This is a genomic window from Hydrangea phyllody phytoplasma (genome assembly GCF_036985185.1).
GTDB classification, from domain to species: domain Bacteria; phylum Bacillota_I; class Bacilli_A; order Acholeplasmatales; family Acholeplasmataceae; genus Phytoplasma; species Phytoplasma asteris.
In genome coordinates this window covers 35,842-60,522 of sequence record NZ_BSDA01000004.1, presented here as the reverse complement: position 1 = coordinate 60,522, position 24,681 = coordinate 35,842, and the positions used below count along the sequence as shown (strand labels likewise).

The window sequence follows — 24,681 nt, the reverse complement described above, 5'->3', positions numbered from 1 at the left end:
GATTTTTTTTAAAAGAAACAATATTTTGAAAAAACTCAGTAATCGCCTACAAAAATCCCTTGATTAGCTAAATACTGTTGCGCAGCTGTACCTCCAAAAGCTTGTAAAACTAATCTTTGCCAACCTTGATTTAATTTTGGATGCCTAACAACTGTTTGTCCAAAAAAAAACATCGAATCAGCGGTCAAATCAGTAGTTGTTTCTTGAATATAAATTTTGGCAACCGAACATAATGCAAAAGGAAATTGCAAAACTATTAAGGCATGTCCTGCTTCATGATAAGCTGTTAGTTGACTAGTAGTAAGGGGTGTTGGTGTTTGCATCATAGAAAAATGCAAAATATGAGAAAAATCAGGTTTTAGGATTTGTCCATTAGCACACCAAATTTCTTTAATAGTTTGTATATTGTCTTGTGTTGGCATATAATATTTAAAAATAGATCCACTTGGTAAAATCGCTTGTGTAAGCAAACAAGAGTCTAAAAAACCTTCAATAATTATGCCATTTGGTTGGATTTCTCTTAAAAATTTTTCTTCTTCTTGTAAAATAGAACAATTAAACTTTTTATTTTGGTGCTCTTTGGCTTGTATGGAAATTTGCATCACTTTATTATCGCGGTGTTCTTTGCCTTCTTTCATTAACTGAGTTTCCAAAAGTTCAGGCATTAAAGGAATATATTTTTCATCCGTATAAATATTATAATGAGGTTTTGCAGAAGATAAATGGTGTTTTTTTAATGACATATTGATAGAAGGTTTTGCAAAACAAGCCCCTACAGGAACAACATCACAAATAATATGGGTTGGGTTAGTACTTAAATCAATTGACAATTTTTTTGGCGAATCTATAAATTCTTTTATCCCAATTATTACAAAAATAATAATAGCAATGTTTGTCCAAAATAATTTTGGGATTTTAGAAATCGTATTTAGTTTTTTATCTCCTTAAAATTAAAAAAGTTAAATTAAAATTTAACATGAAAAAATAACATAATAAAGTGATTAATGTTATTTGAAATAATAAAGTTTTTTGGATGATATAAAATAAAATCATATAGCAAATAATAAATAATGTGATTTATTAATGGATGATAAATTTTATACTTGATAATTAGTTATCAAAATGATATACTACAAATAAACAAATATTAAAATTCTACATCATATATTATTATATTTTATAATATGGATTTAAGAATTATAAATTTGAATGCATTTGGGTGATTTATATATTTAATAAAACCACTTTAAAAAAATTTTATAACTAATTCCATCCTCAAAAATTTATTATTTTGTTTCATCCAATCCCAAATCACAACAACTGCCAAAAATTAACTAAAACGGATACAAAAAAATAACAATTTTTTTCAAAATTCACCCAATTCCACCCAAATAATTCCCAAAATAACGGTTTTTGGTTCCAAATTCCCAAAATAATGTATTTTTTTAACATTTATTATTAGCTTTTATTTTTTGTTTTGTTATAATTTAATCAGGCTTATAAAAAATAATTGATCATCAAAAAAAAGATGACTAGAATAAACGAACTAAAAAATAATTTAATTTTGCAAAATTGACCCAAGATAATACTTTATAACTTTGGTTGTGGTATTTTTCTGATTTATTTTTAGTAGTTATAAAAACAATATAACTAATTTATTAAACTTGCAAATGCAAAACAAAAAGGCAAGAGCAAGAAGGCAAAAAAACATACAAATGACTTTGCACACAAACAAGACTAACAAACCACATAAACCACATAACTCAAAACCCCAACCAAACTCCCCCACCAAAAAATTATCTTACTCAATTATCATCCTTATTATTTTGAATTCCTTTATTCCATTTAATTTTATCCACCATTATAGCCTTGCAAATATTTTTTATATATCAGTTAACAAAATACTAAAATATAAAATTTAGTCAAAGGAAACAACTTTATATGAATAAAAAAGAAGAAATTTTGCAAATCAGTCGTCTTGATAAAGATGCTGTTGTCAAACATCTAAACACCGAAGCTTGCGGACTTACTGACAAACAAGCCCAAGAAAGACAAACTCTCTACGGTAAAAATATTATCAAACAAGGCGAATCTTTTCCGTTTTGGCAACAATTCATCAAACAATTTACCTCGGTAATGGCTATTTTATTATGGATAGCAGCATTAATGATTTTTGTAATTAATCCCAAAGAAGCAGCCATCGGTATTTCTATTATTTTAGTTATCATTGTAAATGGTTTATTTTCTTTTTCCCAAGAATACAAAGCTGATAAAATGTTGTCTTCCTTAGGTAAAATGATTCCTAAAAAAGTTCAAGTTTACCGCAACAAAAAAATAGAATTAATGGATGTTATTGAACTTACCATTGGAGATGTCATCTTTTTAGAAACAGGAACCCAAGTTCCAGTGGATGCACGTATTATTCAATCTAATAGCTTTTTTGTTGACAACTCAATGTTATCAGGCGAAACCATTCCTTTAAACCGTACTGAAATGCCAAACCTCGAAGATAATCATTCAATTGCTGAAATGCCTAATTTAGTTTATGCAGGTACTACAGTTACTCAAGGTAGTTGTTTTGCAGTTGTTTATGCTATTGGAAATAACACCCAAATTGGAGAAGTTTCAAGCATTGCTCAAAGCATTGAAAAAGGCAAAAGTCTTCTAGACCAAGAAATGCACCACATTGTTAAAAAAGTAAGTATTATTGCTTCTTGTGCAGCTTTATTTGTCTTTATGATTTGTTTTTTCAAAGCAGAAAAATATAATATAGATTCTTTTAGAGCAGCAATTGTTTGTGCAGTTGGTATGTTAGTTGCAAACATTCCTGAAGGCTTACTTCCTACCGTTAATCTAAGTTTAGCAGTTGGTTCTCAAAGAATGGCTAAACAAAACGCTTTAGTTAAAAAAATCTCTTCCCTAGAAACCCTCAGTTCTACTACTGTTATTTGTACTGATAAAACAGGAACTCTAACTCAAAACCAACTTACAGTAAGAAAAATTGTAACTCCTGATGGCACTATCAAATTAAAAGGTTCTGGCTATAACGACGAACAAACATTTAGTGTTTGCCCAAACAATACTGCCTCCAAAAAGGGAATTGAAAAATTCTTAATTGCATCAGTTCTATGCTCTGAGGCTAAATTAATTCCTACGCCAACTAAACCCCACCAATTTGAATTAATCGGTAATCCTACTGAAGGAGCTTTATTAATTGCGGCTAAAAAATACGGTTACAACATTGAAGAAGTAAAAAACAACTTAGAAATCATCCAATTAAACCCATTTACTTCCGAACGTAAAAAAATGAGTGTCTTAGTTAAAAACAACCAAGAACCTGCATATGACACAAATTCACAATATCTCTTTATTAAAGGAGCTCCTAATATTGTCCTTGAACAATGTCAAATGCAATACAAAGGTTCTCAAGTAAGTCCTTTTAGCCCTCATGAAAAAGAATCTTTCCTTAAACAAAACGACCAATTTGCAAGCCAAGGATACCGCGTTCTTGCTCTTGCTTACAAAAAAATTGAACAAAATCCTCCCCTAGAAGAAGATATGGTTTTCTTAGGTTTTGCAGTTAATTACGACCCACCAAGAGAAGAAGTTAAAGAAGCAGTTAAAAACTTAACTCAAGCAGGACTAAAAATTACTATTATTACAGGAGATTACAGTCTTACTGCTGCTGCCATTGGTAAACAAGTAGGAATCATCCAAGACAAGTTCGTTGGTTTAGACGGCTGTGACCTTGACAAAATGTCTTTAGAACAATTACAAGAAGTCCTCAAAAGCCCTCATCCAGTTGTCTTTTCACGCACTACTCCCAAACATAAATTAAAAATTGTTCAAGCATACCGCAACAATGGAGAAGTAGTAGGAGTTACTGGCGACGGAGTTAATGACATTTTAGCCCTTAAAGCAGCTCACATAGGAATTGCTATGGGAAAAGCAGGCACTGATGTTGCTCGTAATGCTGCTGATATGATTTTATTAGATGATAATTTTGCAACTATTTCCAAAGCTGTTTTAGAAGGACGTTGTATTTATGAAAACATCAAAAAATTCATGACTTATGTCTTTGCTTCTAATATCCCTCAAATCTTTCCTTTCATCGCTATTGCTTTTTTAGGAGTTACAGAACCTTACTTATATGTTTTACAAATTTTAGCAATTGATCTTTTAACTGACTTAATTCCTGCTATTGCTCTAGGAGCTGAAGAAACTGACCCAAGTTTATTAGTCCAAAAACCACGTACTAAAAACGACCATCTAATGGACACTAAAGTATTAAAACGTAGTTATGGCTTTTTAGGAATAGTTGAAGGTTTAATGTCTTTAGCATTTTTTTGTGCAGTTTACAATTTTAATACAAAAGACAACTTCTTCCTAGCTTCTACTATGGCATTTGGAGCTGTTATCTTTGCTCAAGTAGGAAACGCATTTGCTTGTCGTTCTAACAAACTTTACTTTTGGCAAACTATCAAAAAACCTAATAAAATATTGTACTATGGTATTATAATTGAAGTATTATTCTTTGTATTAATTACTAAATTTAGTTCTTTAAGTGATATATTCCATACTAAGGATATTAATATATCTCATTATTTATGTTTATTATTATGTCCTTTAGTTATGTTATTATTTGATACTATCTGGAAAAAAGTATTTGCATTTAAGAATCAAAAATAATCAAAAATAAACTAATACTTACAATTAAATAATTTATAAAAGACCTCTTTTTTAGAGGTCTTTTTTTGTTTATTAATATAATTATTAAGTCTCCTAAACTCATAAAACTACTTTTTTAACTATTATTGAGCGTTCTTTACGCAAAAAAAAGAGTAAAATAAAAGTAAGGGAAATGTTTTTTGTTCCCTATAAAACTAAAAGGAAATGATAAAGGAGACAAAAAATATGCAACAACCACAAAAAGACAATAAAAATTTTATTGTACTTACAATATCATTTACAGTATTAATGTTAGGATTAATTTTATGTGTTTGTTGGGTTTTAAAATCTAAACAAGAACCAACAAAAGAAGAAACATTTAAGCCGCCCACACAAACTTACAAACCTAATTATAGTAATAACGAAGGAACTTATACAGGAAGTCAAGTCAATCAAAATCCTTACTTGCCTTCTCAAACATTTATAACCACATCACAACCACATCACAACCACAAACAACAAACTCTCAACCAACTCAAACCCAAACTCCACAAGGAAAACTAATCAAAAAACAAGAATATAAATCCAATGGCACAAAAACTGATTATTGTACCTACGAATACAACTCCAAAGGACAATCAACCAAAAAAAATTATGATTTTGATGGCACAAAAGATAATTACATCACCTACGAATACAACTACCAATGATTATTTTCATAATTGAAGCATTTCACAATAACCTCTTATAAATAAGAGGTTATTTCTTTTAATAATATTAATCATATATATAATAAAAACAAGTTAATTACTTAACTTGTTTTTATTATATCTTAATTTAATTTTATATAATGTTTTTCTTTGGGTTTAACTTCTTTTTTAGGAACACTTAATTTTAATAAACCTTGTTCCAAAGAACCTTTAATATCTTCTAAAAGAAAATCATCACCTAAATAAAAACTACGTCTCAAAAATCCTTGAAATCTTTCTTTACGTATAAAATTAGCTTCTTTAATTTCATTTTTTTTAGAATTTTTAGCCTCAACTACTAAATAACCTTCTTCCAAAGCAACTTTAACATCTTCTTTTTTAAAACCTGGTAATTCAATAGTAATAAGGTATTGATTATCTTGTTCTTGAATATCAGTTTTCATAATATTGTTGTTGTTAGTTAAAGAATTTGTTTTAAAATCTTCAAATAAATTTTCTAATAAATCTTGATTTTGATTAATTAAACTAAATAGCATTTTTATCACTCCTTTTTTCTTCTTTCTAACTTAAAAAATGAAAAAACGATTTTCTATAATTTGTTCATTTGAACTTAAAGCGATTTTAGATGAAAATATAAATCTTTACTGTCTTTTTTGATAATCTCTTATGTTTATTTTATTTTTTATAATATGTATAAAACATTTAATCCTTTAAGCTCAATTTTATTTTAACAAAAATTTTTGGCACTGTCAATACATTATTGCTATTTTTTTTACAAACTAATAAATAAATTTTAGGGTAAAATAATAATGAAGGGTGTTTTACATTTTAAATAAATCCCAAAAGAAAAAAAATACTTTTATTTATATTTTATTTAACATAGCTCATAATTAGAAAAAAGTTTTATGAAAAGAATTAATTTTTATCGTAAATTTATCTTATTTTTTAACATATCTATTCTCTTTTGGCTAAGTTTTATTCAATTACAAAATTACTCTTATACTAGTCAATTTATGAATAATTCCTTATATTTTGATAAACTACATGAAAATAACCAAACTAAAACTATTAAACAAACTATTAAAGCTTTGGAACAAGAAAAAGACATTTTAAAAGAAAACATTAAAAAAGATATTAAGGAAGAACAAATTAAAAATACTAATCAAATACAAACCAACAAAGACCAAATTTGGCAAATACATACAAATGATAAAACTGCTTTGGGAATTATTTTTTATAGTTTCAAAATTACAAACAATAGTGACCATGAAAATGAAAAAACACCATCAATTAACAATTCAGAACAAAAAATATATTTTGCTCTTACTCCTAAAAATATCATACAACCAAACAACATTATAAAATTATCAAATCCCCAAGGAGAAGAACGGGGCACTATTCAAAATCAAGTATTAACTAAATATAATATTTTTACTCCCTTATTAAAAGATTTTGATATTATCACTTTTAAATCTCATAAACAATATATAATTACTCCTTTACAAAGACAAAACAAATATCACCAAGGACAACCAATTCATTCTTTTTCTACAACTATACCACAAGCAATTGCCTTTCAACAAAGTCATATAAGTGAAGATATTGAAGTTAACAATGAATTAGATGAAATATTTATTGCTATTTCTAGTCGTTGTAATTCCAACAATAAACAAACTATGTTTTGGACTGAAAAAGGCAATTTAATTGGTTTTTTAATAACTCCTGAAATAAAAAAAGAAAAAGGAATTAAATATATTAAAGCGATTCCTTCCATAAATTTTAATAAAACTATAATAAATGACGAACCTTCAATAATAAAACTTATCAATGCAATTATCAACCCCAATAATATAAATAATATAGTAGATAAAGATACAGAAACAAAGACAAAGACAAAGGAAAAAGAACCGCCCAACAACCAAATACTAAAAGACATCAATTTAATTACTTTATTTATCAATACTGGTTATAGCCTAGGAACAGGAATAATTGTTTACAAAGAACAAATAAATAACCACACCATATATTATGCACTAACCAATCGTCATGTAATTGAAAGTTTTTATCATACATCAAATCACCAAAAACAAATAACAATCAAAAACAATCAAGGATTAAACAAGCAAGCAAAACTATATGCTTTTATTAATAACAATCGTGAATACGACGATATAGCTATCATAACTTTTACTATTCCTAACTCCGATACTACTAAAAAATTAGATGAAGTTCTTGCCAAATACATTAATTTTGATAAAGATATACAAATACCTATCCATCAAGGAGAACAAGTTTGGGTATTAGGTTGCCAAAAAGGCTTACAAACTAACCAATTCCAAAAACCAACAAAACTAAAATGGAAACAATGGTATTTTAACCTAATGCCTCACCAAAGACCTCAATTTAGACAAAATTTATTTAAAACAGGAGTTATTTCTTTTCTCAATGAAAAAGAAATTAACTCTGATATGACCCTAGATTCAGGCAATAGCGGAGGACCTCTTTTTAATGCTGAAGGAAAATTAATAGGCATAAATAGGAGTTATCATAAAATTTTGCGCATTTCTCAATCAATTAACATTAACTACATCAAACAACAATTCTATACTTTACTCAAATCCAAAAAAGAAAACATAGCAAATAACAAACCAAATAATATTGCATTCCAAACGACTAACACTAATACAAATCATATTGCAAACGAACTTAACATCTTACAAAATGAAAAACTAAACGAACAAAAGCCCCACATCCAAACCAACATCTTTTTAGAAGACCTCCATACTTATATAAAAGAACAGCCCGAACAAAAAATAATTTTTCAAAATAAAGACAACCAAGAAACTCTACTTACAATAAATTGTCATGGTTTAGAAACAATACAATTAGTTAATTTTGATACTCACAAATACAAGCAATTAGAAATTAGTTTAGCAAATACTAATCAATTTAGTATCTCTTTACAAATTCAAATTTTTGATTATAACAATAAAAAAAGTTATGAAGAAACAATTCAAATCCCTAAAATTGACATAGATAAAATGTTTTTATCATTTACTAAACAAACTTTTTCTTATAACAACATTTTAGAAAACCAAAAAAAGATTTTAGAAACTAATATCAAATTGGCAAAAACCACCTTCCAAAGCCCCACAAAACCAAATACTTTTTATAATCTTTTTGATAACAAAGAACAAATAATTAAAGAAGATATGTTAAAAACTATAGTTTTATGCCAAGATTATTACAATTCCCAAAATATTAACTTAGGAGTTATTATTGACAAAAAAACTGTAAATAATTCCGATAATACTTTTATATATACTGTCATTTTACAAAAAAATAGAACAAACCTAGACACTTCTTATCTCTTAGATGCTTTCCAAAATATTTGTAATGAAAACGTTAAAATAACTATCCAAACACCTTTTGGCTTACAAGATGAAAAAGGAAAATACAAAACCATAGCCACCCATAATAATCCTTTTAGCTACATAACTTTTGAATCTAGAACAAATTATCCTGTTTGTACCTTTGTTCCTGATAAAAAACTTTTATTAGGAGAAAAAATATATTTAATTAGTAATCATAATAACATCTCTGATAAAGCCTTAGCGCCTCATATTTTTCAAAGCCATTTAGCATTACTAGATAACCCAAACAGCCAAGTAATTACAATAGATAGTACTTTTTTAGAAAATTATTTTAACTTAGAAGAAAGCCTTTATTATAATAATTGGTTTGCCTTTGATTCTCAAGGAAATCTAATTAATATTTGCTCTCAACAAGATATTTATCATCTACACAAAAGTCAATTTCCTTTTATTACATTTCCCAAAAATAATATTTTTCCAAATAAAATACTAAACATTACTAATGCCAAAATAGCAATATTTTTAATATGGACTTTTATTTGCATTATAGTTTTTGTAATAATAGATATCAAAAGTTTTAAAGATAAATACAGTATTGTATATAAATTACAATATTTTTTGTCTTTTTAGAACTAAATAAACAAAAAAAGAGACTTAAAAAGTCTCTTTTTATCTTAATATCTTGTTTTTAGTATATTGATTTATTTTCCCACACTTCAACTTAACTTAAATTAGCATCTTTCAATAAAGTTTTAGTATATTGATGTTGAGGAAAGACAAAAATATCTTTAACATTTGCTATTTCTACTACATTACCATGATACATTACAGCACATCTACCACAAAAATACTTAACTATGGATAAATCATGAGAAATAAAGACAATAGTAAGTTTTAATTTTTCTTTCAATTCATTTAAAAGATTAAGAATTTGTGCCTGAATGGAAACATCCAAAGCAGAAACAGGTTCATCAGCAATAATTAAAGTAGGTTTTACAATTAAGGCTCTAGCAATTACAATTCTTTGTTTTTGTCCTCCTGAAAATTCATGAGTATAACGCGCCAAATCACTTTCTTACAATCCTACTAATTTAATCATTTCCAAAACTTGTACTTTTCTTTGATTTTTATCTTTAATTCCTTGATAAATCAAACCTTCTTCTACTAAATCTCTTACAATCATTCTTGGATTAAGAGATTGATCAGGATCTTGAAATATCATTTGAATCTCTTTTAATTTTTGTTTATCTTTAAGATTTTGGGGATTTTTTAAAACCTTGTTGAACTAAATATGTTTTTTTATCCACGCTACCACTGAATTGTTCCATTTTTTTAGACATTTTTTTATTTCAAAATTACTCTTTAAGACTTAAAATTAAATAGATAATTTCATATCTTTTCAAACTAACAAATAATTTCATTAAACTTAAAAAGTGTCTAATGTTTTTTCATAATTTGCTAGTTTCAAAAGATATTTTTTTTAAATATTTTATCCCTACACTATATATATAGGCCGAAAAAACGAAAAACTCACCTATAAAACGACATGGATTAAATTTTTTACGAGATTATGCGGAGTTTTTGATTTTAGGTCGGTTATGCCAGATAATAACAGGGTTAAAGGGCAAATTGCTTACCATAAACACTAGCGAATTTGATGGGAAGAGACAAAAAAACCAAAAAAAGTAGTCAAAAAAAATAGTCCTAAAAGTAAAAAAATGACCCCTCAAATGAGGGGGTCTAAATTAGTTTAAAAAATGATTCTTTTAAATTTATGCCAAAATTGTAAAAAAATTTTTGATTGTTTATTTAAGAAGATATCACATTTCATTTAAATTAATTAAAAAGACCAACTTAAAAGTTGGTCTTAATATTATTTTATCCTATTGCTCTTTATTTTGATGATTCTTCATCATTTTTAGTATTAAATTTATTCGTATAAAGGGCAATGTATTGTTTGACTGGATTGATAAAGATTAAACTTTTAAAATTTCAATTTTTTCTTGAATTAATTTTAAAGGAATAGTCCACCATATTTGCCAACTCATACTAGGTGCAATTTTAAATTCTACTCCTTTATTGTTAATTAAAAAATAATCTTTTTTTCTTTTTTCCCAAATATTTAGTTTGCTTATTTTTCAAATGTCTTTCGGTAAATAGCAAATCTGATAAATATGCCTTTTATCTGTTTGTTCTTCGTTTTTATGATATGGAATAGTAATTGTAAAAGAATTATTTTGGTTAATAAACTTTGTGATTTGTTCTAAATTCTCTTTAAATCTTCCCAATCGATAACCAGAAAGAATTAAATTTATTCCTGATTTATCTATTTTACCTGATTTAATTTGTAGCTGTATTTTATTATTAATTAAAATATCACAATCTATTTTATGATTATTACCACTCCATTTAACAACATCAGTATTTGAAAGATCTTTTTTAATACTTTTAACAATTAATTCTTCTAACTGCCAACTACTGCATCTACCACAATCAAAAAGTTCATGATATTTTTCTAAATATTTTTTAAAATGATTTACCATAGTTTGGTTTAATTTATACACTTTTTAATACTTCCTTAATTAACATCACATAATCAGGGTTTATTTCAATACCAATATAATTTAGATTTTTCTTTTTAGCAACTAAACATTCTGAACCTGAACCAGCAAAAGGAATTAAAACATTACCTTTTTGATTTTTCATAATCACTGAATCAATTAATTTAGTAGTTAACATTTGGGGTTTTTGAGTAGGATGAATAATAGTTTGATGAGGTTTTTGATGATTTTTTAGTTCTTTAGAATTAAAAATTTTACAATCACAAGTTTTACATAAAAAGAACCGTTCTTTTAATCCTGCACCACCTGCTAAAGCGGGAACTTTAATGATATCACGTGGGAGAGCTCCTTTTTCGTTTACGCGATACAAAGTTTCAGAATTACCAAAACGTCCTAAAGTACCAATTCTTTTTTTTCCATCACACTTCAAAAAATTGGAGGTATAAGGTTCTCTAATTTGATCGATATTAATTTCAGGTTTTTTGTTATTCCAAAGACATAAAATTGATTCATAAGAACGTTGCCAAAAATTACAAGAAGGCATGTTTTATTAGTATAATGCCAAGCTAAAATTCTTTGTTTTTCGTAAGGAAATTGAGCCGCAACCCGAGCTAAAATTTCGGGATAACCATACATATAAAAAATACCATCTGGAGTCAATAATTTAAGGCATTGTTGAATCCAATCCAAAGACCATTTTAAATACCCATCTATTTCTAACAAATCGCGGTTATTACCAAAATTTTTACCAATATTATAAGGTGGGTCAGCGATAACAATATTGAATTTAATATTTTGAAGTTGTGGTAAAAACTCACAAACATCGCCTAAAATAATATGAGAAAAAGAATCAATTTTATCAATAAAATTCGTTTTATTTGTTAAAATATTATTTTGAAATTTTACTATATCGATATGTGGATATTCAATTTCAAGTTGAGTAATTATTTTTTTTAAGTCTGTATCATAATTTTTAGGAACAGATTTTTGTTTTTCCCAACGTTTGATAGTACCTTTATGAACTTGGAAATAATTTAACATAAAATCTATTCCTTTGATTTTTTTGATACTGAAAAATGCATCAAAAGAAGTCATATTTTTCATTTTTTTACCCTTCTTTCTTCTTAAATGTTGTATCATAGTTTGTTTCTATTTCTGATTTGAATTATATTAGTTTAAAAAATGATTCGTTTAAATTTATATCAAAATTGTTAAAAAAAATTTTGATTGTTTATTTAAGAAAATATCACATTTCATTTAAATTAATTAAAAAGACCAACTTAAAAGTCGGTCTTAATATTATTTTATTCTATTGCTCTTTATTTTGATGATTCTTCATCATTTTTAGTATTAAATTTCTTCGTATAAAGGGTAATGTATTGTTTGACTGGATTGATAAAGATTAAACTTTTAAAATTTCACTTTTTTCTTGAATTAATTTTAAAGGAATAGTCCACCATATTTGCCAACTCATACTAGGTGCAATTTTAAATTCTACTCCTTTATTGTTAATTAAAAAATAATCTTTTTTCTTTTTTTTCCAAATATTTAGTTTGCTTATTTTAAAAATGTCTTTCGGTAAATAGCAAATCTGATAAATATGTCTTTTATTTGTTTGTTCTTCGTTTTTATGATATGGAATAGTAATTATAAAAGAATTATTTTGGTTAATAAACTTTGTGATTTGTTATTTTAACTCCTTAATAAATTTTATTATTATTGTTCATAAACAAAAGAAAAACTGAAAGCATAAGGGTTCATTTGAATATAAAAAAAAGACCTTCAATTTTGAAGGTCTTATAATATAAAAATAAAATTTAAAATTATAGAATTATTTACAATTTTTTTCTAAAACTATATTTATTTTTTATTTCTAATTCTTTTTTATCTTTAAAAGAATATTTTTTATTAAATTGTTATTTCTTTTTTTAATTAAAATTTGAATATAAAAAAACCTTCAAATTAAAGGCATTAATTATATTTATTTTATCATAATTATTTTTTTGACAATTAAATTAAATTTAGCAAATAATATTAATAAAAACCAAATTCAATTAAATTAGTTTAACATTTTTGTTTTTTTATTTCAAACTTATTTTTAATTTAAAAAGTTTTTGTTTTTTATTTGTGAATAAAATTGATCCAAAAAAAATTGTAGTTCGTTGGAACTCAGAACTTTAAGATTTTGTTGATTTGCTACTTTTTTTAATTCTTTCATTTTATATTCACTATAATAATCGCCATCACAAATGAATAAAATCATTATATTTTTATTATATTTTTGGGTGTCAGTTTTGGCTTTTTCAATAGATATTTTTACATCATTTTTTTGATTATCTTGCGAGCCGCCAGATTCTTTGGTATATTTGTGAAAAACATAAAAAATAATTTCTAAATCTTTATATTTAAAAGAAAAATCAATTGACTTACCTTTTGATGAGATATACTGATTTATTTCTTTTTTTTGAACTATTTCTTGTTTTTTTATAAAAATACTTTTAGGTTTACACACTTCGGATATATTATTTATATCATTTTTTAAAAATTCAGCAAATACTTTTTCATAAAAGTTTTGTTTTAAAGGTTCTAAAATAAACCAAGCTTTTAAAAAATTATTATGTTTAATTGATGTTTCTACTTCTTCTTGAATAAAATTAAATTTTTCACAAAATTTTTTAATTTTATTTAAAGTTTTTTTATCTTTAATATTGAAATTTTCCAAATTTTGTTTTAATTGTTCTTTATATTTTGTTTTATAATTTATCTTTTTCATAAATACTATCCTCATTTATATTATTACAACAATCAATAAAAGCCTTTGTTAAAATATTTCTAGCTAAATGAAAATCTAACCTACGTCTACGTTGATTATCTTTGTTATTTCCTTTGAATGGAGACAACAAAACATCCTTAGTTTGTGTTCTAAATGTATTTAAAATTTGATTTGCGTTAATAATTATTTTTTCAATTTTTGAATCATCTAAATATTTAAATTCTTCACTGTTAACTATAGTAATCGCACGAGACGAAGTTTTTATATTTGAAATATTATATTTTAATTTATTTTTATGAATGAATTTAATTTTTTTTTCAGGATTTGTGGAATCTACACCCAACAACGCAATAAATCCATTAACATCGTTAAATCGTAATTTTTTTAAAAACTCACTTTTTTCTTTAACAAAAATTTTTAATTTTTTTAATTCTTGTAAAGAACCAATTTTATCGTCATTTTTATAAATAATTTGTTTTTCTAATTTGGTGCCATTAAAACAAACAATACAAATAGGTACGGTAGTATCTTCAAAAGGATTGGGTTCAATGATAATAATTCTGTTAACATTGGTTTTATCAAATTTTGAATTAATAAAAGTTTCTGGGACAATTGCAAAACCTGGTTGATTTGTGGATATCATCTTACTTAAAGCTAATAAATAAAGATCAGCAAAATTAGATGTTTTAAAATAGTCTTTATAAGTTTGTGTATATTTTTTACGATAACAACTATTCTTTGCTAAATACGGAGGATTTGTTGATATAAAATATTTATGTTTTTTTTCATAAGGTATATTTTTTAAAGAATCATTCATTTTATATTTAACAAATTTCTTATCAATGTCATACCCTATAAAATTTAAATTATTAATTTTATTTTTAAAATAATATTTTAAAAAATTTAAAATATCCCCTTCGCCAGCGAAGGGATCTAAGATAATATGATTTTCTTTTAAATTATCAAAAATAAATTCTTCTAATGGTTTTGTGAACCAATTTTGTTTTTTAGTAAAAAATTGACCGAATTGAATTTTATTTGTCATTTGAAAAACCTATCTTTCTTTTTTTAATTGTTTTTTTCCAATAAAAATAACTAACAATAACACAAGAAGAATTTTTTTTTAATTCATTATTATAAGTATAATAATTTAAGTATTGTATTTTATTGTGATTTAGTTCATATTTACATATTTATTTTATTTCTATTCTTTTTCATTATATATTTTAACACATTTTTTATGATTATTATTTTTTTAGAGTTGATTTAGTGTTATTTTATAATTTGTTTGGAATTATTTTTCATTTATTTTAACTCCTAGTTTTTTTGATTAATAATAAGTTTCTGTTTTATTAACATAACTTTATTTTTTTAAGCCTTGATTGTTAAAAAAACTGTTTTATCGGGTTTTATTAAAAAAACAACAATAAATTCTTTTTAAGAAGGTTTATTGTTTAAAGTTCATTCACAATCTTTTCTAATTCTTTTTTAAAGACGTTTACTTGTTTCTCTAAAGGTTTTATTTTTTGGGATATTTTTTTATATTTTTCGTTAAGAGCTTTTAATGTTAGTGTTGAATAAGGAATTTTAGTTGCTAAAAATTTTTCTAATTTGATAGATCGACGATTAGTTGTCCCTAAACTTTGTCCTTCAAAATAAGATTTCATTTGAGAAGAAGTAAGGATAGCTGTTAAAAAATCTAAGTCTAAATTTTTAAACTGATCTTTCAATTTAAAACAACAAAAAGTATTTGAATAAATAGCTCCTTTTAAATGAGAAGGAATTTTGCCAAAAGCACCATTACGAGCATCAATTTGAGAATAACAAAATTGTTCGTCTGTAATGATATTGCGGTTAGATTTTATATTTTTTCCTTTGATAAAGATATTTCCTTGGGATTTTTTTTGCCATCTCGGAATAATTCCTTGACCGTTGCTTTGAACTGTTATTTGGAAATATTTTTTTTCAGGATCTAAATTAATTTTAGTTCTCGAAAAAGTAAAAAGATCACTTAATAAAAGACCTTCTTTTTGAATTATTTGGGGTTTAAATGAAAAATCATTGGTAGCTATTTCATCATAATTAAACTTTTTATAATTGGGATGATGAGGATTTTTTAAATAATCAGATAAATCATTTTTTTCTATGGGTGTTTTGTTTTTATCTAAAGTAAAACCAACATTTTGAATATCAATAAATTCTAAATTCCCTTTTTTGACCTTTATATTCTAAATAAAGAATACATGTTTTAACATTTGTATATGGTTCAAATACTCCTTGGGGCAAAGAAAAGATTTTAACATCATATTGTTCAATAATATATTTTCTGGTTTCTTTGAAAGATTTATGAAAAATAAATTGTTCAGGAACAATAATACATGCTCGCGGAGAGGAATTTTTCTTTAATGAGTCTAGACAATGTTGAACACAAATAGCATTACCATTCTCACTAAAAACATCATATAAAGCATGAACATTGTTTTTGTAGCGATTAATGGAAAGATTAAAAGGAATATTAGTCATGACAATATCATAATGGGCTGTTCTTTTATTAATTAATGAACCATCTTGTTGTTGGGTAATATTGGCATGTCCGTCGCCTACTAAAATCATATTCATCTTCGCTACATAAGCAATATTATTAATATCAGTTCCGTAAATAGAATCTTTTTTCAGTATTTTTAATTGTTCATCATCTTGAGGATCAATTTGTTTTTTGATATATTCAAAAGCATTAATTAAAATGCCGCCTGAACCACAAAAAGGGTCATATATTTTTTCTCCTGGTTTGGGTTCAGTTAAATCACACATAAAACGAATAATATTACGAGGAGTAAAATATTGTGCTAAATCATCACTAGTACCGCGATATCCTAAAAAAAATTCAAAGGCATTTCCTTTAACATCTAAAGAAGTATTTTTAAAATCAATTTGATTCAATCTAGTAATAATTTCACTGACTACATGATAATGATATTCAGGGTTTAATTTTAAAGCTTCTCCGTATTTACCCATTTTATATTTTTGATTTAAATCTTTTAAATGGCCATTTATGATGTGAATTTTTTGTTTATCATCATGACTGTTGACAATAGAATTCCAACTAGTATGAGGTTCTTTTTCTTCAATTAATCGTAGAAATAAAATTTTACAAAATTCGGTAAATCTTTCATCGCCTTTTCTTAAACCTGTAGTCCAAAGTAAATCTTCTATATTCTTTAGTTCTTTAATAAAACTATTTTCTGAATGGATTTTTTTACCAAAATTAAAATCAATTTTATAATTATTAATAAATTCCTTTAAAGTTTTTTTATTAACAAAATCTTTTAAAGGAGTATTACCATATTTCAATTCTTGGTTATAAGTGAGGTGTTTAGAAAATAAACGGTATCCATCAAAAGTAAAAATAATTTTAACATTTAAATTTTTAGCATAAGCTTCTGCTTGTTTTTCTGCTAATTTTAAATTTGAGTTTGGTTTTTTAGTTTCAATAATAGCGATAGGAGTGTTGTTATCATAAATAATAAAATCTGGTTTGTGATTTTTTAATTTTTTAAATTCTTCATGAGATTTGGGTTTTTGGGTAAAAACATCTTGATTAGGATTATTCATTTCTGTAATATATCCTAATAATTCTAATTTTTTGAAAACTTTATTTTCTATAGCGCGTTCAGTAATATTTGAATAAAAAGATAACATTTTTTTACCCTTCTTTCTTCTTAAAAATTGCATCATAGTTTGGTTCAATTTTAACTTATAACTCCTTATTTTTATTTATCCCTCAGTTGGTGTGATTTCATAGAGGGAGTTTAGTTTAGAAATAATTTAATTTTTGCATCATTAACACCAATTATCTTAATATTTTTTTGATTTTAACAAAAAACCCCCAAAATGAAAAAAGACCTTCATTATAAGGTCTTAATACCAATTAATATTTATTCCTTGAGGTTTTTTGGGTGGTGGTGTAGTATCTAAAAAATGGTAATATGTGCGAGCGCATTCATTGCCGTCAATATACCAATTATCAAAGAAAAATCCCTCAACATATTGATAATAATGGGTGTTACCATTTTCATCATAAATGGTTTGGCAAAAAACGTCCAAATTTATCTCGGACTTCGTCGCCTGTATAATAACTGCCAGGTTTAATGTAACATTGCCTTAACCAATTAATATATTCAGAACTATAATTATTGAAAATACGCAATTTTACTTTTTCATCTTTACAAGAAATAATAAATTTTTCCTTTTCGGTTTCAAAAATATTTTTAAGTTGGAGAAGTTCACACGATATAGTCTCTTTTCTATTTGTAAATGCTGACAATACCACTTTCATGCTATCAGTTTGGCGTATAAATTCACCTTCATAATCAAATAAATTATTATCTCTTTTCCATGTTCGAATGGCTTGGTAAGGATCAATAGCATCAGGTAATTCGATGCTTTTAATTCTTTTTTGGGTGCTAAAAGTGAAAAGATAAACATTTTTAGCACCATTTGATAATTTCAGCAAATCTTCAATGGTATAAGTTAGTTGGGGGAGGAGGCGGATTCCATCATCGAAATAAATAGCCTCAAATTCAAAACTTAGAAATCCACCTAAAGGGAAAGGAACAACCAAACCAGTGTTAGGAGTGGGGTTATAAAAACCTAATTTAATTAGTTTGGGTTTTTGGATGATTTTCTGTTGGATTAAGTAATTATTAATCGCTTCTTCTTTACTTTGATCAACAAAGAGATTGATGTTGATTAATTGCACATTGCACTTTTCTTCCTGAGTTTTTTGTTGAGCATCCCAAAATACGAAAGCTTCTTCGATAGCGATTTCGTATTTTAAGAGATCTTCTAAAGTGTATTTATTATCAAAAGAAGGATATTTAATATTAAAGGGATTAGAGCGGGGTTTAAAATAGACACCCATGAGTCCTTCTGGCGGATCTTTTAGGAACCACCAGAAGTAAGTATTGGCATAAGGATTGTAGGTAGGTTTTAGCAAATCACGATTATCAATTTCAATGTTGAAATATTTTAGGATTTCAGGGATACTTTCTTTGGATAAAACAGGAATGTCATATCTTTTCATTTTGGGTTGGGTCGCTAACCATTCTTGTTGGAGGGTTTGGTAATCCGCTAATTTAATTTTGGTTTCGTTTTGATTATGAAAAAAAGAAGAATGAGCATTGATGGAAAGGACAAAATTGAAATTAATAATTAATAACATAATTATTAATTTTTTAGATACAGGGAATTTTAATTACTTTAGACATTATTTAATAACCTCCTAATTCTTTTTTAATTTTTTTTGCCTGACAAATGGTAAAAAGGGATAAAAAAAAGACTCTCATAGAGAGAGTCTATTAAAATTTAATTGTATTTTGAATTTTATATTAATGCAATAATTTATTTTTTCTTTGTATTTCCTTTATGGTTTGGATCATAGGCGATAATAACAAAATATTTACCAACAGTTATACCATAAACGCGTTCTTGCAAATTAAGAGATATTTGAAAAAATAGGTTCATCTTCAGAAAGGTTAACGGCACGAGCAAACCCTTTTCGAGAAAGGGTTCTAGGTTGGACTACATGATATCTAGGACCTTTATTATGCGATTTTTTGATTTGATGCCATGTATACTCAATATATTTATTTAAAGGTGCGATAACTTTTTCTAAAACTTCTTTAAAACCTTTTATTGTTTTAAAACTTGAAATATCTGTTAAATTTTGATCGAATCGATAACGAAAAAGATTATTAACTGTTTGTTCCATATTAACAAATGTGTTTAGTGTTTTTAGAAAAATATTCTAAAATATCTTTGTTTTTAATAATGTTTTTAGACCAATCGGAATTGATATAATATGTATTTTCCCATGGGTCTTCTTCGTGAGTTTGTTGAGATAAAAAATTGGCTTCTTTGTTGCCGTATAATGAAATAATATCATCAAGGATTTGTTTTTGAGCGGCATTTATTTTAGTTGCATCTCCCATTGATAAAGAATCGGGATTTAACGGTTTATAAGTAAATTCTTTTAGTTGTGCGCACAATTCAGGAAAAACAGGACCATAAATCCAAGCTTGAATTTGTTCTTTTACAAGAGGTTTTTTAGTTTGCACTAAATGTTTTGCGTGAGCGTAATAAATCATTTTATTTAGTTTCATTTTAGTAGTTGGATGAGGATTATTTTCAACAATGTAAAGTGCAACATCAAAAACGTTAATTTGGTTTTTGTTGGGGATGATGGATGTTTTCATATTTATTCCCTTCCTATTTTTTATATTGTATATTTTAACATATTTTTTGATGATTTTTAATTGTTTAATTAATTTTTTTGGTTTTTGATTATTCTTTTTTTTTGATTTGCTCCTTCTTTTTTTGGTTTTTTGCTCTTTTTGTTTGATTTGGATGAATTTGGGTATAAAAAAAAGACTCTTGTTTAAAGAAGTCTTGTTATTTGGATAAGTAAGTATGGTTAAATAAAAAAACCCCTTTTGGAAAGGGGTTTTTTATAAAAAAGATAATTTTTATGTTGATAATATTTTTAGTTATTTTCATCATTTAAATTGTTTAAAAGGTTTTTATAAGTTTTTAATTGTTCTTTTTGATTATCAATTAATTGTTTGTAATTTTCTTTTAATTTTAAGAGATTTTCTTTTTGATTATCAGTGATACTTCCTTGTAATTCTTTATCTATGTTTGTTATTTTGGTTGCATTATCATAAATTTTCTGTTTTAAATTAATTATGTTTTCTTCAATAGTAAAGTTCTGATTAACAGGTTGCCTGCTACTAGTTTCTGGAAGTTTTGGATCCGTTGCCATAACTGGATTAATATTGATGAAAGCGAATAATCCTAAAAAACTCATTAAAAATAATGGTAAAAGATGTAATTTATTTTTTATTTGCATCATTTTAACTTATAACTCCTTATTTATTTATTCTTCTAATTGCTTTTTTTTGTAAAATTATTATTTATAATATTTATTTAATTGAAAAAAATTGTTTATCTAAGTCATGGAATTTAACGCGTTTTTCTTCTTCTTGTTTTAATAAATCTTGTGGATTTTGTCTTATGTTTATTGAGGTTATAATTTTTTTTCTAATTTCTTTTAATTCATAAATTAATTTGCCTTGTTGTTCTGTAATTTGAATTAACGAACCTAATTTCATGGATAATGAAAATAATTTTTGATAGGATTCTGGATTTATATTTTTATTCATATTTTGAATCTTTAAAACTACATTTTTCCATGTTTCAGCGAGTTGCCAATTTCGTTCATTAATAAAAACTGATTGCGTTTCTAAAAAAAAATCACAAGAATTATTTAAAATGTAATTATTATTTTGCGACGAAGAACTATTATCATCCATTGCCATGACTTGATTATTATTAGTAATTAAAAATAATCCTAAACAAATGAATAAAACTATTTTAAATAAAAGTAAATGTTTTTTTAATTTAAACATTGATAAATAATCTCCTTTAATTTTTTTATCCCTCAGCTGAGGTGAAGTCGTAGTGGGAGTTGAGGGAGGATAATAAGGGGGTTGATTTGGTTTCTTGTAAATAATCTCTATTCAATCCTTCAAATAAACCTTGTTTTTAACCCTTCGGGTACCTTCAAGTTTATTTTCTATTAAATTAGCTTATAATAAACCATATCTTCTTATCATTTTAATTTGATTGCTATGAAAACCAATAAAGTGTGTACAATTTATAATCTCTTTCTCCAAATTGGCTATTTCTTTATTTGTTTTTTTGTTTTTTTGGTTGTGATTTTAATTCTTCTATTTGTTTTTCTAATTGTTCTCTTTTTTCAAGATTTTCGTTTATAATAATGATTTTATTTTGAATTAATTCGTGATTTTTTCTTATTCTTTCTTCCTTTTGTTCTTGTATAGTTTTACTATTTTCCATCGCCATAACTTGATTATTATTGTTGTTAATAACAAATAATAATCCCAAAACCAAAAACAAAACTATTTTAAATAAAAGTAAATGTTTTTTTAATTTAAACATTGATAAATAATCTCCTTTAATTTTTTTATCCCTCAGCTGAGGTGATGTCGTAGTGGGATTGGAGAACAGAGATAGTTAAGCCTTTAAATTCTTCTGATAAATAGTTGCGATCTCGAATTAAACTTTCTTTTAATAAGTTGGCGTTAGATAACATTTCTTCGTACATTTTTTGGTCAGCTTCTAAGTCGACGATTTCCCTTTGGACATCTGAAATTTGTCTGACTATTTCAAGTCTTTCGTCTTTTAATTTAGATATTTCAGCTTGCAATCTAGTTTTATCATCTTTCGATGCTGTTTTTTCTTCTTCTTGTTTTTGTTTAATTGCTTTTTCTTTAGCTTCTAAGTCTTGTTCTAACTTGGTTTTTTGTTGTTCTAATGAAGGGAATTTATCTTGAATTTGTTTAATTTCATGATTATAATTATCACATTTTTGTTGGTATTCATTGATCTGTGGGTTGTTTTGTTGTTTCATATTTTTTAAACTATTAATGAATTTTTCTTTTGCGTTTTCGATTTCTGATTCTTCTTCTGGGGAAAGGTTTTTGGGTAATAAAGATTTGTCATCGGTTTCTGAAAGAACATAAGCTTTAATTTTGTCGAAATGAGATTGAGTTGTTTTAAATTTAAGTTTTGAAGGCTCAGTTTCGGGGCGACTTGAATGTAATGATGGTGTTTGGTCTGATTTTTGTCCTAATGGTGGCAATTTACCCTTTGGTGCCTCTTTTTTTAATATCGTCTTTTTTTGAAAAATACCAATTAGAACAACAATTGCTAAAAAAGCGATAACACTAATAGTTATTAAATGTTTTTGAAAAAAATTATTATTATTATTCATAAATTTCATTTCCTTTCCGATAATAGTGATAATTATCAAATATTGAAATATGAATACATCACTATTATATAATTTTATATTTTAAAATGTGTAATAAAAAGTTATATGTTAAATTTAATGATTATTTATTAATAATTGGTTGATAAAATTTAGCATATCGTTTTTCTTTTGAGCGTTGTTGAGCGCGAGCATAACTAGGATTTTTTTGTTTTAATTCTTCTTTTGCGTTTTCGATTTCTTCGTTTTTTTGTTCTAGTTGTTGTTCTAAATCGGTTTGTTTATAAACTAAATTTCCTGGTTTAGTTGCGTTGTGTGCACGTGTTAATTCTTTTGTGATTTTGGAAAATTCGTTGATATCTGCCAATGCTGTTTTTTTTGCATTCTTTTCGCCTTCTTGGATTTGCCTGTTTCCTTCTTGTAATTTTATAGTTTCTTTTTGTAAATTTTCAGGTTGTTGGGACGCTTTATATTCTTCTCGTTTCTTTACATGGGCGTTGTAGTCTTCGGCAAGTTTGGTTTTTTCGCGATCAATATGAGAACAAATAGAGTCATAAGTTTCTTTTGACATCATTTTAGGTGTTCCGTCTTCATTGTGGAACAAATCTTTTGCCATATCAATTATTCGATGAGTTTCATGGACCACTAAACCCGCTTTGGCAATAGTTCCAGCGGTTTTTTCAGGAATTCCACCTGCTACTGCTTTTAGATAACCGCGCCCCCAAAAGAATCCAGATATAAATCGGCGCCTTTAAAGAGTGCGTCGGCAAGGTTACCAAAACTAAATTCGTGTTTTTTATCATAATCATCTAAGGCAGTTTTAGATGCAATTGCACCTTGGCGTAAAATTTCTAATTGTTCTTTTTCTTTTCCGATAGTTTTTAATTTGTCATCAATTTTATCGATTTCTTTTTGAATTTCAGCTTTACGTTGTTCCTCGTTTTTGATATCGGTTAAAAGTTGTTGTTCGTCTGATGTTAACTTTTGGAAATCACGCGTTAAACTTTCTTTTAATAAGTTGGCGTTAGATAACATTTCTTCGTACATTTTTTGGTCAGCTTCTAAGTCGGCGATTTCCCTTTTGACATCTGAAATTTGTCTGACTATTTCAAGTCTTTCGTCTTTTAATTTAGATATTTCAGCTTGTAATCTAATCTTATCATCAGGAGAAGCTAAATTTTGTTCTTCTTGTTTTTGTTTAATTTCTTTTTCTTTGGCTTCTTTTTCTTTTTCTAATTGAATTAATTTCCCTTTTAAGATAGTGATATTTTCGGTATTTTCACTTAATTTTTCTTTTATTTCTTTAATTTTTGTTTCATTGTTATCCAATAACTCTTTGATTTTATCTTTGGCTTCTTGGGTTATTTCTTTTTGTTCGTAAAGGTCTTTGAGTTCTTTTTCACATTTTTCTAATTCTTTTTCCCAATCTTTTTTTAAACCATGATAATTATTAATGGTTTCATCGTATTTTTTAATTGCTTCACCAATTTTGCCAATTAATTGACCTGTATATTTACTTGATGGTTCAGTTTTATGAAAGAAAGATAAGTAAAGAAAACTGAATAAGGCAAGAATAATTAAAAAGGAAATTAAATAACTTTTTAGGGTTGTGGTGTTTTGATTGTGAGAAAATTTGTTTTTGATGAAACAAAAAAGGCCAAAAACAGTGGTAGCAATCAAAAACCACGTTAAATAAGATTTTAAGTTAATAAAACCTTTCAGAACGTCTAATGGTGATATCATA

The 24,681-nt window shown here is 26.1% G+C and carries 23 protein-coding genes; 3 read left to right on the top strand and 20 right to left on the bottom strand.

Translation table 11 applies throughout. The features are described from left to right. Positions 1–35: 35 nt before the first annotated feature. A complete protein-coding gene (locus AACP42_RS02315; RefSeq protein WP_339332293.1) occupies positions 36–830 on the bottom strand; it encodes a hypothetical protein in 795 nt (264 codons plus the stop codon). A 1,111-nt stretch (positions 831–1,941) separates the two neighbouring features. On the opposite strand from AACP42_RS02315, the gene AACP42_RS02310 reads away from it, so the two are divergent. Then, positions 1,942–4,689 carry a cation-translocating P-type ATPase gene (locus AACP42_RS02310; protein ID WP_212775590.1) on the top strand — a complete coding sequence of 916 codons (2,748 nt, stop codon included), beginning with the start codon at positions 1,942–1,944 and terminating at the stop codon, positions 4,687–4,689. Positions 4,690–4,914: 225 nt separating this feature from the next. Then, a complete protein-coding gene (locus AACP42_RS02305) occupies positions 4,915–5,232 on the top strand; it encodes a hypothetical protein (protein WP_212775591.1) in 318 nt (105 codons plus the stop codon). Positions 5,233–5,500: 268 nt separating this feature from the next. Here the strand turns inward: AACP42_RS02305 and AACP42_RS02300 are convergent, their stop codons facing one another. Next, entirely contained in the window at positions 5,501–5,914 is a 414-nt protein-coding gene (locus AACP42_RS02300; RefSeq protein ID WP_212775592.1) for an Hsp20/alpha crystallin family protein, read from the bottom strand. A gap of 477 nt (positions 5,915–6,391) precedes the next feature. On the opposite strand from AACP42_RS02300, the gene AACP42_RS02295 reads away from it, so the two are divergent. Next, the gene (locus AACP42_RS02295) at positions 6,392–9,382 is read left to right on the top strand and encodes a S1 family peptidase (protein WP_249402829.1); all 2,991 of its coding nucleotides are present in this window, start codon (positions 6,392–6,394) and stop codon (positions 9,380–9,382) included. 91 nt (positions 9,383–9,473) lie between these two features. Here the strand turns inward: AACP42_RS02295 and AACP42_RS02290 are convergent, their stop codons facing one another. The 18 genes from AACP42_RS02290 to AACP42_RS02205 all read right to left on the bottom strand — a co-directional run bounded on the left by AACP42_RS02290 (position 9,474) and on the right by AACP42_RS02205 (position 24,680). After that, positions 9,474–9,818 (bottom strand): ATP-binding cassette domain-containing protein, encoded by a 345-nt coding sequence (locus AACP42_RS02290; protein ID WP_249402830.1) that lies wholly within the window; start codon positions 9,816–9,818, stop codon positions 9,474–9,476. A gap of 9 nt (positions 9,819–9,827) precedes the next feature. Then, a complete protein-coding gene (locus AACP42_RS02285; RefSeq protein ID WP_249402831.1) occupies positions 9,828–9,974 on the bottom strand; it encodes a hypothetical protein in 147 nt (48 codons plus the stop codon). A 916-nt stretch (positions 9,975–10,890) separates the two neighbouring features. Further along, a complete protein-coding gene (locus AACP42_RS02280) occupies positions 10,891–11,316 on the bottom strand; it encodes a hypothetical protein (protein WP_212775576.1) in 426 nt (141 codons plus the stop codon). After that, on the bottom strand, positions 11,309–11,857 hold the full coding sequence (locus AACP42_RS02275; protein ID WP_212775577.1) for a DNA methyltransferase: 549 nt from the start codon (positions 11,855–11,857) through the stop codon (positions 11,309–11,311). The genes AACP42_RS02280 and AACP42_RS02275 overlap by 8 nt, the downstream gene beginning before the upstream one ends. Then, positions 11,740–12,417, bottom strand: a complete 678-nt coding sequence (locus AACP42_RS02270) for a DNA methyltransferase (RefSeq protein ID WP_212775578.1) — start codon at positions 12,415–12,417, stop codon at positions 11,740–11,742. Before AACP42_RS02270 ends, AACP42_RS02275 begins: the two co-directional genes overlap by 118 nt. Positions 12,418–13,411: 994 nt before the next feature. Further along, on the bottom strand, positions 13,412–14,086 hold the full coding sequence (locus AACP42_RS02265) for a hypothetical protein (RefSeq protein ID WP_212775579.1): 675 nt from the start codon (positions 14,084–14,086) through the stop codon (positions 13,412–13,414). Beyond that, positions 14,067–15,131, bottom strand: coding sequence for a hypothetical protein (locus AACP42_RS02260; protein WP_212775580.1), 1,065 nt, complete (start codon positions 15,129–15,131; stop codon positions 14,067–14,069). Before AACP42_RS02260 ends, AACP42_RS02265 begins: the two co-directional genes overlap by 20 nt. Before the next feature lie 409 nt (positions 15,132–15,540). After that, a complete protein-coding gene (locus AACP42_RS02255; protein ID WP_212775581.1) occupies positions 15,541–15,816 on the bottom strand; it encodes a hypothetical protein in 276 nt (91 codons plus the stop codon). Between the two features lie 460 nt (positions 15,817–16,276). Next, a complete protein-coding gene (locus AACP42_RS02250) occupies positions 16,277–17,833 on the bottom strand; it encodes an HsdM family class I SAM-dependent methyltransferase (RefSeq protein WP_212775582.1) in 1,557 nt (518 codons plus the stop codon). Between the two features lie 328 nt (positions 17,834–18,161). Beyond that, positions 18,162–19,307 (bottom strand): hypothetical protein, encoded by a 1,146-nt coding sequence (locus tag AACP42_RS02245; RefSeq protein WP_339332568.1) that lies wholly within the window; start codon positions 19,305–19,307, stop codon positions 18,162–18,164. A 273-nt stretch (positions 19,308–19,580) separates the two neighbouring features. Continuing rightward, a complete protein-coding gene (locus tag AACP42_RS02240) occupies positions 19,581–19,856 on the bottom strand; it encodes a hypothetical protein (RefSeq protein WP_249402823.1) in 276 nt (91 codons plus the stop codon). Between the two features lies 1 nt (position 19,857). Further along, the gene (locus AACP42_RS02235; RefSeq protein WP_249402824.1) at positions 19,858–20,340 is read right to left on the bottom strand and encodes a Panacea domain-containing protein; all 483 of its coding nucleotides are present in this window, start codon (positions 20,338–20,340) and stop codon (positions 19,858–19,860) included. Between the two features lie 287 nt (positions 20,341–20,627). Then, complete coding sequence (locus tag AACP42_RS02230) at positions 20,628–20,996, bottom strand: SVM family protein (RefSeq protein WP_121463809.1); 369 nt, start codon at positions 20,994–20,996, stop codon at positions 20,628–20,630. Positions 20,997–21,066: 70 nt separating this feature from the next. Next, on the bottom strand, positions 21,067–21,552 hold the full coding sequence (locus AACP42_RS02225) for an SVM family protein (RefSeq protein ID WP_339332290.1): 486 nt from the start codon (positions 21,550–21,552) through the stop codon (positions 21,067–21,069). 280 nt (positions 21,553–21,832) lie between these two features. Next, positions 21,833–22,105 carry an SVM family protein gene (locus AACP42_RS02220; protein ID WP_339332567.1) on the bottom strand — a complete coding sequence of 91 codons (273 nt, stop codon included), beginning with the start codon at positions 22,103–22,105 and terminating at the stop codon, positions 21,833–21,835. Positions 22,106–22,130: 25 nt separating this feature from the next. Then, positions 22,131–22,940 carry a hypothetical protein gene (locus AACP42_RS02215; RefSeq protein WP_339332566.1) on the bottom strand — a complete coding sequence of 270 codons (810 nt, stop codon included), beginning with the start codon at positions 22,938–22,940 and terminating at the stop codon, positions 22,131–22,133. 121 nt (positions 22,941–23,061) lie between these two features. Further along, on the bottom strand, positions 23,062–23,583 hold the full coding sequence (locus AACP42_RS02210) for a hypothetical protein (protein WP_339332287.1): 522 nt from the start codon (positions 23,581–23,583) through the stop codon (positions 23,062–23,064). A 59-nt stretch (positions 23,584–23,642) separates the two neighbouring features. After that, positions 23,643–24,680 (bottom strand): DNA double-strand break repair rad50 ATPase, encoded by a 1,038-nt coding sequence (locus AACP42_RS02205; protein ID WP_339332286.1) that lies wholly within the window; start codon positions 24,678–24,680, stop codon positions 23,643–23,645. Position 24,681: the final 1 nt, after the last annotated feature.